Annotated in this window: 6 protein-coding genes; 3 read left to right on the forward strand and 3 right to left on the reverse strand. The window is 66.4% G+C overall.

Annotated features, from left to right (window positions below):
* Window positions 1–94: 94 nt before the first annotated feature.
* Window positions 95–682: an NADPH-dependent FMN reductase gene (locus ACW4DH_RS13440; RefSeq protein WP_459636902.1), complete on the forward strand. Its 588-nt coding sequence runs from the start codon at window positions 95–97 to the stop codon at window positions 680–682.
* 4 nt (window positions 683–686) lie between these two features.
* Here ACW4DH_RS13440 and recD read toward each other — a convergent pair whose 3' ends face one another.
* Genes recD through recC form a run of 3 tightly spaced genes read right to left on the reverse strand, consistent with a single transcriptional unit; the run spans window position 687 to window position 10,180 of the window.
* Window positions 687–2,744: an exodeoxyribonuclease V subunit alpha gene (gene recD, locus ACW4DH_RS13445; RefSeq protein WP_459636903.1), complete on the reverse strand. Its 2,058-nt coding sequence runs from the start codon at window positions 2,742–2,744 to the stop codon at window positions 687–689.
* Complete coding sequence (gene recB, locus ACW4DH_RS13450; protein ID WP_459636904.1) at window positions 2,737–6,576, reverse strand: exodeoxyribonuclease V subunit beta; 3,840 nt, start codon at window positions 6,574–6,576, stop codon at window positions 2,737–2,739. Before recB ends, recD begins: the two co-directional genes overlap by 8 nt.
* The gene (recC, locus tag ACW4DH_RS13455; RefSeq protein ID WP_459636905.1) at window positions 6,569–10,180 is read right to left on the reverse strand and encodes an exodeoxyribonuclease V subunit gamma; all 3,612 of its coding nucleotides are present in this window, start codon (window positions 10,178–10,180) and stop codon (window positions 6,569–6,571) included. Before recC ends, recB begins: the two co-directional genes overlap by 8 nt.
* 202 nt (window positions 10,181–10,382) lie before the next feature.
* Here recC and ACW4DH_RS13460 point away from each other — a divergent pair, with 202 nt between their 5' ends.
* Window positions 10,383–11,387, forward strand: a complete 1,005-nt coding sequence (locus tag ACW4DH_RS13460) for an amidoligase family protein (protein WP_459636906.1) — start codon at window positions 10,383–10,385, stop codon at window positions 11,385–11,387.
* A complete protein-coding gene (locus tag ACW4DH_RS13465) occupies window positions 11,384–12,106 on the forward strand; it encodes a gamma-glutamyl-gamma-aminobutyrate hydrolase family protein (RefSeq protein ID WP_459636907.1) in 723 nt (240 codons plus the stop codon). Before ACW4DH_RS13460 ends, ACW4DH_RS13465 begins: the two co-directional genes overlap by 4 nt.
* Window positions 12,107–12,170 lie beyond the last annotated feature (64 nt).

The raw sequence follows: 12,170 nt of genomic DNA on the forward strand, positions 1-12,170 counted from the left end.
CAGGTCAGCGAGCGTGATGAGCAATAGATCGTGAGCTCTCTCGCCAGGCATGTCGGCTACGCTGGAAGTCCTTTTCTTGAATGGAGAAACATCCATGAGCATTCGACCCCACCTGCTCTGCTTCGCCGGCAGCGCACGTCAAGCGTCCTTCAACAAGCACCTGGCGCGTTGTGCGGCGCCGTTGCTGGAACGGCATGGGGCGGAGGTGACGCTGATCGATCTCGCCGATTACCCGATGCCGCTATATGATGGCGATCTGGAAGAGAGCGATGGCCTCCCCGAGTCGGCCCAGCGCTTGAAGGCGCTGTTTCGCGAGTGCGATGGTTTCTTGATCGCCGCGCCGGAATACAACAGCAGCTTGGCACCGCTATTGAAGAACACGCTAGACTGGATTTCGCGCAAGGAGCGCAGCGATGAGCCGGCGCTGGTGGCGTTTCGCGGCAAGGTGGCGGCGCTGTGCGCGGCATCGCCGGGCGGTTTCGGCGGTCTGCGCGGGCTGGTGCCGCTGCGCATGATGTTGGGCAACATCGGGGTGCATGTACTGCCTCAGCAGTTGGCGGTCAGCCATGCTGGCAGTGCCTTCAGCGAGACGGACGAACTGACCGACCCGCAGCAAGCGCATACGCTGGATACTCTTGCTGCGGAACTGGTGCGGGTCAGCCGGTCACTGCGCCCCGTCTGAACACTTAGAACCGCAAGCCACTGGCACGAATCACCCGCTTGGCGATGGCACTCTCCAGGGCCCGCGGATAGGAGCTCATCAGCGTGACGCGTGACTTGGCCCGGGTCACGCCGGTATAGGCCAGCTCCTTGGTCAGGATCGGGTTGGGGCGGTCGGGCAACACGAACAGTACATGTTCGAATTCCGAGCCCTGGGATTTATGTACCGTCATGGCGAACACCGTCTCGACATCGGTCAGCCGCCCGGGCAACACGGCGCGAACCCGCTCACCTTGCGCGAAGAACACCCGCAGGCGTCCGGCCATCGTCGGGTCGGCCAGGGTGATTCCTACATCGCCGTTATACAGCCCCAGTCCGGGATCGTTGCGGGTGACCATGACTGGCCGGCCGGCATACCAGCCGCGCGTGGCGGTGATCAAGCCGTCGCGATACAGCGCCTCGCCGATACGTTGATTCAGCCCTTCCACTCCCCAGGGGCCACGGCGCAGCGCGCATAGCACTTGGAAGTGGGCGAAAGCCGCGAGAATGGCATCCGCCGGCGCGCCATCACGCAACAGGCGCAGATACGGGCGATACCCCTGCAGCGCCGTGCGCTCGAGCAGGCGATCCTGCTCATCGTCGAGGTTGCGCCAGGCGATATCCGCAAAATCGCTGCGCCAGACACTCCCCAGCGCCAGACCATCGCCGGCGTTAGCCGCTCGAGCCAGGGCGCCGATGCCGCTGGCCGAGCCGAAGCGGTAACTCTTGCGCAGCACCACGACATGATCCGCCAGGCGGACGCCACCTTGCGACTCGCGGATATCGCGACGCAACGAGTCGCTGAAGTCCTCGCCGGTCATGGCGCCGAGATAAGCCACGGTGTCGGGTGAATAGGCCATGTTATCGGCCTCCTGACACAAGTCGCCGAGCACCGAGCCAGCCTCCACCGAGGCCAACTGATCCTTGTCACCCAGCAGGATCAGCCGCGCCTCGTCGGGCAGCGCCTCGAGCAGCGCCGCCATCAGCTCAAGATCGACCATCGAGGCCTCGTCCACCACCAGCAGATCCAGCGCCAGCGGAGAACGGGCGTCATGACGGAAATGCCGGGTATCGGGACGCGCCCCGAGCAGGCGGTGCAGGGTAGTCGCCTCGCGCGGCAGACTGGCCCTCACGGCTTCATCGACATCGAGCCGTGCCAGCGCGCCGCCGATCGATTCGGTCAGGCGCGCGGCGGCCTTGCCGGTGGGCGCCACCAGACGAATATTCAGCGCGCGGCCGCTGTCGTACAGTGCCGCCTCCTGCAGCAGCGCCAGCAGCCGCGTCACGGTGGTGGTCTTGCCGGTGCCGGGCCCGCCGGAAATCACTGTCAGCCGGTTGCGCAGCGCCAGAGCCACCGCGGCCTTCTGCCAGTCGTGCTCGCCGGCGCCGGCATGGTTATCGGCAAACAGAGCGTCCAGGCGTTGGCGCAGCATTGCGGACACCTCGAGCGGCGCCCCCATCCGCGTGGCGAGGCGCTCCGCCACGGCGCGCTCGCACTGCCAGTAGCGCCGCAGGTACAAGCGCGTCCCATGCAGCACCAACGGCGTCAACGTCTGCTCGTGAGTGGCAGACTCGCCGGCGGGCGCGCTGACCAGACGCGAGGCGCCCAGACAGTCGATCCAGGTATTCAGGTCGAGACTCGCCAGGAGCCGCTCGGGAGAGACGACCGCCGCCTGCGGGTCGTTCGGATCATGGCGTCCATCCTGGGGCGGCAGCGAAAGTACCGCTCCGGGATCGCGCAGGGCTTGGGCCAGGTCCAGGCATACATGTCCGCGCCCGAGTTGATGGCTGGCCAGCGCCGCGGCCAACAGCACACACTCTTCGGCCTGAGCCTCGTGCGCCTCGAGAAAGCGCACGAAGTGGACATCCAGAGCACGCAGCCAGCCCAGTTGCACCCATGTCTCGAGCACTTCCGCCAGGCGCGGCAGTGTCGCCGGAGGGACCTCGGCGGCGTCCGCAAACGCTGTCGCGACGGGATCGTCGCTATCCTCGATATCATCGAACAGCACGCCCTGTACCGGCATGGAATCACCGCTGTCAGCCATAGGCCTGCTCCTCTACCGCCATGCGGGAAGACTTGGACTCGAGCCAAGCATCCAGTGCCTCGATCAGCTCGCGTTCCGGGCGCCGATGCCACACGCCGCTGCCGCCCCCCTCCTGCATGCCACGCAGAAAGGCGTAGAACACGCCACCCACATGGGTATCGTAATCGTAATCGGCCAAGCGGCTCTTGAGCAGGCGATGCAGGGCCAGCAGGTAGATCACGTACTGCAGATCGTAGCGATGGTCGACCATCGCCGTCACCATCGCCGCCTCGTTATAATCCTCGGGGGTGTCGCCCAGGTGGTTGGATTTCCAGTCGAGGACGTACCAGCGCCCGCCGACCTCGAACACCAGATCGATATAGCCTTTGAGCATGCCTTCCAGGCAGCGCGGCGCCAGCCGCGGACGCACGCCCGGCAGCGGCTCGTGTTGTTGTACCAGTCGATCGAGCTGTTGGCTCCAGGCCTGCGAGGCCGGCAGCCAGAACTCCACCTCCGCCTTCCAGGCGCCCAGTTCTCCCAGGTGAAATTCCGGGCCCAGCGCTGCGGGCAGAACCCGCGTCAACCAGTCGTGCAGCACGCCTTCCCACTGCACATCGTAGCCGTTGAGCACCAGTCGGGAGCGAATCAGGCGCACCAGCCCAGCGTCATACTCGGGCCGGCCCAGACAATCGAAGTCCAGCGCTTCGAGCAATCCGTGCAGAAAGGTGCCCGCCCGCGGCCCGCGCGGAAAATCGCGCAGGGTGCGCACCGGTGGTTGCGGAACGGGGGTGCGCTCTTCGATGACCTCGACATCCAATCCGCTGCCGGTCTCGGGACTGTCGGGCACCGGCTCTGTTCCGCCATCCTCGGCCTCGTCGGGGCGTCGCGCGCCCTCAAGCAGCGCCGAGTAGGACGCGATCCACCAGTCCCGATCGATACGCCCGGCAAAGCGTCGTGCCGGATGCAGCGCCGCGACCGGCTCGCGTAGCCGAACACGACGGGGCTCGGCGGTGGGCGGCGGACACAGCGCCACACAGCGATCATCGACCAGCGCCGCGAGGCACTCGCGCAGCCTATTGCCGCCCAGGCTCGTCTCCCCCTCGGCAAGCAACGCCCCGATGGCCGACCGTATCAGCGTGGTGGCATCCTCGGCCTCGCCCTTGCGCACGCGACCCTTGTAGAGCGGCGCCAGCCCCAGCCGACAGGCGAATTCAGCACGGGTCAGCGCCACATACAGCAGGCGCAAGTCCTCGGACAGACGCTCCTCGTCGGCGATTCGACGCTGGCTCGCGGAGGGCTTGAGTGCCACGCCCCGCTCTGGCTGCGACGAGGCCGCGCCCTGCGCCGCTAGCGGCACGTGGCAATACTGGGCCTTGCTATCCACCTCGCGGTAGTCACAGATGAACGGCAGATAGACGATGGGATACTGCAGCCCCTTGGACTTGTGAATGGTCACCACGCGCACCAGCGTCTCGTCGCTCTCCAGGCGCTGGACCAGCCCTTCCGGGTCGAGCCCCTCCTCGAAGCGCCCGTCCAGCGCCCGATGCCACCAGCGCAACAGCGCCTGCTCGCCGTCGAGTTTCTGGCTGGCGGCCTGCGCCAGCTCGCCCAGATGCAGCAGGTCGGTCAGGCGCCGCTCGCCGTCGCTGCGCGACAACAGACGCTCGCCGATACAAAAATCGCGCATCACCGCACGCAACATGGGCAGCACGCCCCGTCGCCACCATAGCTGGTGATAATCGGTGAAGCGTTCGACCATGGTTTCCCAGGCGGCTTCGTCGTTGCCGATATGCGCCACCTCGACCAGCGAGTCGGAGAGCAGCCGAGTGGCCAGTGCCGCGCGCAGACGGCGATCGTCGCGCGGGTGCGCGACTGCTTCGAACAGCTGCAGCAGCCAGAAAGCCTCGCGCGAGGCGAATACCGAGGTCTTTTGACTCAGATAGACGCTCTTGATGCCACCGGCATCCAGCGCCTCGCGGATCAGGTCGGCTTCGCGCCCGGTGCGCACCAGAATCGCAATATCCGCCGGCTTGACGCCGCGCAGGCCGCTTGCATCCTCGGGGCTCGAGGCGAACCCGATCGTGCCGCCGTCGCCGCCTTCGAGCAGATGCTGAATGTCGGCGCGGGTGGCCTCGGCCATGCGCGTGCGGTAGTCGCCTACCGCCATTGATGACGTCTCTCTGGGCAGCCACAGCGTCAACGCCGGCACCGTGATGCCGTGATCCAGCAGATGTTCGTCGCGGTCGTTGGCGCGCACCTCGACAAAGGGAATCTCCGCGCTGCGAAACGGTATCCTGGCACACTGGAACAGCCGGTTGACCGCCGTCACCATGGCCTGGGTGGAGCGGAAGTTGCGATCCAGCGTGTAGCGCGACGGCGTGGCGCGCCGCGCCGCGAGATAGGTATGAATATCGGCGCCGCGAAACGCGTAGATGGCCTGTTTGGGATCGCCGATCATCAGCAGCGTGCAGGGGGCCGCGGCATCGCTTTCCGGGTCGCCTTGGTCACGCTGCGGCGGGGAATAGACACTCGAAAAGATCCGGTACTGTACCGGGTCGGTATCCTGGAACTCATCGATCATCGCCACCGGCAACTCGTGGCGAATGCGTGCGGCGAGGCGCGGCCCGGCAGGCCCGCGCAGGGCATCGTCGAGTCCGTTCAACAGATCGTCGAAATCCCACTGCCCGCGCCGACGCTTCTCGTCGGCCAGCGCCTGCGTCAGGCGGTCGCGGGCATGCGCCAGCACCCAAGGCCGCCAGTCGGGCTGTGCCGCTTGGCGTTCGATCAGGGCGTCCAGCGCGGCGAACAAGGCGTGACGCGGGGCACTGGCCCCCTTCTTTGCCGCCCCGTCCAGACGGGTCTGGCCACACCAGGCTTGCCCCTTGCTGTCGAGCAGCGCCGCGGGCAGTCCCGGCTCACTGCCGGCAGCCCACTGCGCCAGCGCCTCGAGCTTGCCCTCCAGATCAGCGGCCTTGAACTGGTTGGCGTTGAGAGTCTTGGCGGCGATGGCGTCGCGCAGCAACGCCTCGATCGCGTCGCGGGCGTCCCGCCAGTGGTGGCGGGCCTGCTCGGCGGCGGCTTCGAGGGCCTGACGCGACGTCTCCAGCGCTCCCAGCGCCTGGGCCAGATCCGCAGGCGCCTCGACGTGCTCATCGGCCCACAGCAACGGCTGGGGCCTCCCGCCATGCAGGAGCACGCGTACCGCCTCCCCCAACTCGGCCGGCGTTTTCCAGGCCTCGCTGATCGCCGCCTGCAGGCTGGCTGACAACGGATAGAAGGTCTGCCGCCAGTAATCCTCGACCACCGCATCGAACAGCCGCCGGGCATCGGCGACCAGTTCGGCGGCGAACAAGCTGCCCGAATCGAAGGCATGACGCTTGAGCATGCGTTGGCAGAAACCGTGAATGGTATAGATCGCCGCCTCGTCCATCAGCCGTGCCGCACCGTCGAGACGCTGGGCGCAGGCCAGATGCTCGCCGGGCGCCACGGCGTCGAGCAGCGAACGCAGCACCCCATCGGGTTCGCTGCGCCCCAGCAATGCGTCGCGGGCTTCCTTGAGCCGCGCGCCGATACGCGCCCGCAGCTCCTCGGTGGCGGCCTCGGTAAAGGTCACCACCAGAATCTCCGGCGGCATCAGCGGGCGGGGATAATCGTACGCGTTTCCGGTGGCGTCTTCGGCACGCCTAAGACATGGCCCCATGACCAGACGCAGATACAGCGCTGCCAGGGTAAAGGTCTTGCCGGTTCCCGCACTGGCCTCGATCAAGCGTCGCCCGATCAGCGGCAGCGTGGGGATATCCAGCCGCGCGGAGGCTTCCTGGCCCGGGGCCTCAAGCATTGGCGCATCAGTCATCGGCGTGGCTCCCGCTCTCTTGCAGCATACGGATCAGATCCCCCCACAGCGGCGCATACAACGCCCGGGCACACGGCTCGAAGCTGGCGGCCATGAGGGCCTCGAAGTCGGGCCACAGCTCGCCGAGCATGGGCTCGCTGTCGCGCAGCGCCGCGACGCCGGCGAAGCTGCCCTCCTCGTAGCGGGTCCGCGCGGACTCGCGAGCCTGCGCCAGCATCTCGCCAGCGTCAATCTTCGTGGCTTCGCTTGCTGCGGGCTCATCGCTCTGCAATGGCTGCGCCGCCAGCCAGGCAAAGGCCAGCTCGGGCGCGCAAGCCATCGGCACCTGACGCGCCTGCCACCACAGCTTGAGCAGGCCCTGCAGGCGCTGGCTCGCGACACCGGCCTCGGGAGGGGGCAGGATCAATTCGCGATCTTCGAACAGGGCGCCGACATGTACCGCCCTTCCGTTGGCCGCCAGCGCCTGCTGGGCCAGCCAGGCAGCGAATAACCGACGCGGCTTACCCCACTGGGCCAGACGTCCCTCCCGGTCGAGTTTGAAGTGACCGAAATGCCCCGGCTCCAGTTGCCAGCGCCACAGCCGTCCGGCGGCGTCGCGCGTCAGACCGTCGAGACGCTCTTCGAAGTTGATCTCGACGCTTCCAGTGGCAGGCGCATGAGCGTCGGAAATAGCGCCATGGCTCACGACCCGCACCGGTGCGATCGCCTCCAGCTCGGCGGTCAGCGTCTGCCAGCGTGCCAACTGCGCAGTGAGCGGGCCGGACAGACGTTGTAGCAACGCCTCGCCGAAGCCTAGCGCCGGCAGGCGCCCGTCGCGCATCAGTCGTGACACGGCATTGTCGAAGCCCAGCCCGGCCTGCCTTTCCAGGCCGTCGCGCCCGGCGTCGAGCAGCTCGCGCTTGAGCATATGGATTTCCAGGCCACTCGGATAGAAGGGCTCGGCATCCTCGTCGGGCACCCGCACCTCGCGAAACGTCACTCCCAGCCGCTCGCCGATGCATATGCGCGGCGGCAGACGCAGCAATGACGCGAGAGAGCCCAGCCCCAGCGCCGCCTCGGGGGCCACGTCGGGACCCAGCGTCACGCCCGGCGCCGCAGGAGCAGCGTGATCGTGACCTTTCAGATGCAGCGCTTCCCAACTGCGCTCGTAAGTGGCGAAGGGCGAGTCCTTGCGGAAATAGCGCGCCGAGAAAGGCTGCAGCGGATGCTCCTCGACCAGACGCTGCCACAGTGCCCGCTCGTCGCGGACCTGAGGGCTGGATGTGGCCCCCAGGTAATCGCCTGCTGGCGCTGAAGGCCGCCAACCCAGTGCCACGCAATCCAACAGTTCGTTGACCAGCACCGAGGGCGGCCGCGCGACATTATCGCGCTGGTCGCGCCCCACCCACGACAGGCTCAGCCGGTCGCGCGCGGAGAGCATCGCCTCGAGCATCAGGTAGCGATCGTCGTCGCGACGCGAGCGGTCGCCCGCGCGCCCCCGCCCGGCCATCAGGTCGAAATCCTGGGGCAGGCGCGAGCGCGGGTAGTCACCATCGTTCATGCCCAGCAGGTGCACCTCGCGAAAGGGGATCGCTCGCATCGGCATCAGCGTGGCGAAGTTGACCTTGCCGGCCAGGAAACGCTGAGCCAGACCACTCTCGTCGAGCTCCCCGGTCAGTGCCTCGCGCACCACGACCAGCGACAGCGGGGCCTCGAAAGCCGCGCATTCGCAGGCCTCGAACCAGTTCTCGATCGCCTGGTCGACACGTCCGAGAATGTCATGTTCCACGGCGTCCTGAGGCTGAATACAGGCCTCGACCAGTTCGCGCAGGCGTACCACCCACTGTTGCGGCGTGGCCTCGCTGCGCAGGAGACGGCACTGCCGCTCCAGAGTCTGGATCAGGCTCGCCAGGCGCCCGGCCAGGTCGGCTTCGAGGCCGCCGACCTCATCATACGGGGCGATGCCATCGAAGTCGTACGCCTCGGCGGACGGCTGACCTACCGCGTAGCCCAGCAGCATGCGTTCCAGCCCGAAGGCCCAGGTATTGCCGTGCAGATCCGGCAAGCCCAGTGCCCCGCGATGGTCGCTGTCGAGACCCCAGCGCACTCCGCTACCGGCCAGCCATTGACGCAGCCGATCGAGTTCATGCGCCTCGATGTCGAAGCGACGGCGAAAGGCCGGCACATCCAGGGCATCGAGAATTTCGGAAACGCCAAGGCGTCGCTGGGGCAGTTCCAGCAAATGCAGCACACAGGCCATCAGCGGGTCGGCCTGCGACGCGAGCCGGTCGGCAATGGTGAAGGGAATATAACGGGGATCGCTCGCCGGCACCTGGCCGAACACCGCATCGATGAACGGCGCATAGCGGTCAATGTCCGGCACCATCACGATGACATCGCGCGGCTTGAGGCTCGGGTCGCGCTCGAAGGCCTCCAGCAATCGGTCGTGGAGTATCTCCACTTCACGCAGCGGTGAGTGAGCGCTGACCAGTGACAGCGAGCGATCGTCGGCAGCGATCTCGCGCGGTCCTCCCTCCTCCTCGGCACGCTCACCGGGATGCACGAGATCGAGGATTTCCTGCTGCAGCTGCGACAGCAGCGGTGTTTCGGGACTCCCGGCATCGCTGGCGACCACGTCGCGGAAGGCATCGGTTTCCAGATCGAAGGGATGCGCGCTTTCGAATTCGTAGAGTCCGACGATAAAGTCGCGCCCCTGGGTGCCCCACCCCGCCAGCAGCGGATTGGCGCGCAGATGCAGTCCCTCGCCGTCGACGCCTTCCAGGCGCGGCGCCTCGGGGTGGCGCACGGTGCGCTCGGCGGAGAGTCGCCCCAGACGCTTGATGGCGTCACGGTCGGCGACGACATCGCCCCAGTAGTAACGACATGGATTGGTGATCATCAGCACCACATCCATGACCCCGGACAGCGCATGCAGGGCTTCGAGCGTCTGGGCCGGCAGCGCCGATATGCCGAACACGAACAGCCGCGGCGGCAGGCCGGCGGGGGACGTGTCCAGGCTGCGTGCCCGGTCCAGAAATTGCCGATGCAGGGCGGCGCGGTGACACTGCCGCTCGTCCTGCGGCGCATCGTCGAGCAGCGCCCGCCACAGGATCGGCTGCCAACGCTGATCGTCGGGCAGATCGGCCGGTGCCGGCTCCTCCGCTTCCCAGGCGGCGATCCAGTCGGGGCGATACACCAGATACTGGTCGAACAGGTCCGCCAGCTTGGCGGCCAGCTGCCAGGTCTTGCGCCCCTCGCCGGCGCCATCGCGATCGTCGTGCAGATAGTGCGCCAGGGGGGCGAAATCCTCATGCGTGAGCAACCCCGGCAGCAGACGCATCAGACGCCAGGTCATCGGCCCCTTGTCGAAAGGCGACTGCAGCGGAATCTGGTCGCCGAGCACGGCGCGGTAGGCGCGCCACACGAAGCTCGACGGCAGCGGAAAGTCCACCGCCGCGGCAATGCCATCCTTCTCGGCCAGGGCAATGCGCAGCCATTGCGCCATGCCGTTGGACTGCACCAGAAAGGTCTCGTCCACCAGCGGCGGCAATGGCTGACGCCCAATCAGCGCCAGGGCCAGGTCGCGCAGGTCTTCGAGATGGTTGGCATGCAGGACGGTAAACATGGACGCTCCGGTCGATCGATGCCCGCTATCCTACCTGCCTCGACGCCGAACGGCATCTGCTTCTAGCGCCCCTTCGTCCCGCCGTGATCGCCAGAATATGTTAGGCTCAAAACCATGTTGTCACTGTTGGACACGTACTTCACGCTGCGTACCGCTTCTACAGCGTTACACTTTTAAGCACTATGTTTTCAGGAGGTTACTCTTGGTACCCTTGGCGCCTCCACAACCTTACACGCCTGAAGGTGACCTGCGACGGGTCGGGGTGGAAATCGAATTTGCCGGCCTGTCGCCAGTGTTGGCGGCGAGCCTTGTCGTCGATCTGTTCGGCGGTAAGGTAGTGCCTGTCAGTCCGCACCGCATGCTGGTGGAAGGCACGCGCTGGGGCAAGTTCACCATCGAGCTCGACAGCAAATACGTGCACCCCGACGAGGCGGTCATCCGCCAGGCCGAGGCGGTTCCCGGCTCGGTCTCCGCCTCCGCCAACCAGATGCGCGTCGAACTGCATACCAAGACCCGCGAGTGGATCGGCGACATGGTGGCCGGCCTGGTGCCGACGGAAGTCGTCACACCACCGGTGCCCTGGAACGAACTGGGCGAACTGGACTGCCTGTTCGAGGCGTTGCGCAAGCATAACGCCAAGGGCACCGATGCCAGCGTGTTCTACGGGTTCGGGCTGCATCTCAATCCACAGGTGCCCAGCGAAGAGCCGGCCAGTATCCTCGCGCACCTGCGTGCCTATTTGATTCTGGCCGCCTGGCTGCGCGATGAGATTCATATCGATATCACCCGCGAGGTGCTGCCGCATGCCAACCCATTTCCCAAGCCCTATGCGCTCAAGGTACTGGCAGCGGCCTATACGCCGGATCTCGACACACTGATCGCCGACTATCTGGAATACAACCCGACCCGCAACCGCGAACTGGACATGTTTCCCTTGTTCGCGCATCTCGTTCCCGATTCGTCCAACCCTCTGCTGCATGAGGAGTTGGTCAAGCCGCGGCCGACCTTCCACTATCGCCTGCCCAATGCCCAGCTCTCGGAACCCGGCTGGGGTGCGGTAAACGAGTGGAATCGCTGGGTCGAGGTGGAGCGTCTTGCCGCCGACCCGTCACGCCTCGCGGACCAATCGAGAGCGTACATTGTGCATCACACTCAGTCGTCAATGACGCACTGGCTGGACAAGCTGCGGAGATGGATGAACGAATGAGTCAGCGTCCCTTGATCGGTATCACAACCTCGGATCGCAAGAGCCGGATTGCCTGGTGGTGCGACTGGCTGGCCGTGCGCCGGGCCGGCGGACAGCCGGTGCGCCTGTCGCCGTCACGCCCCGTGCCCGAAGGCCTCAGTGGGCTGGTGGTCGGCGGCGGCGATGACATCGGCGCCCAGCTCTATGGGGGCGAGGTGGAGCTCGACGTGCGCGTCGACCCGGAACGCGACGCGCTGGAATTCGAGCTGCTCGACCGCTTCGTGCCCGGCGGCTGCCCGGTGCTGGGGATCTGTCGCGGCTCGCAGATCATCAACGTTTACCTGGGCGGCTCGTTGGTCAGCGATATCTACACCACTTACCAGCACGTCAAGAAACGGCGCACGGTACTGCCGCGCAAGACCGTCGATATCGCCCGTCATAGCCGTCTGTACGAGATTCTCGGCGTCAGTTGGTGCCGGGTGAACAGCTTGCACCACCAGGCGGTGGCCCGCCCCGGTGAGGGTATTACGGTGGTCGCCCGCGATCGTGAAGGGCTGGTTCAGGGTATCGAAAGCCGCCAGCATCCCTTTCTTATCGGCGTGCAATGGCATCCCGAGTTCTTGATTTTCAACCGCCCCCAGCAACGCCTGATCCGCGCGCTGGTACAGGCTTCCCGTGAGTATTGCGCGCCACCCCGGATGGCCGAGGCCGCCTCCGAGGCAAGCGGCTCGGGGGATTGACCGCCGGCCTCCCTTCGGGAGCGGCCGAGCCCCGGCCGCACAGTCTGGCCCCGCGTGCCGTAAT

The organism is Halomonas sp. WWR20, assembly GCF_054602495.1.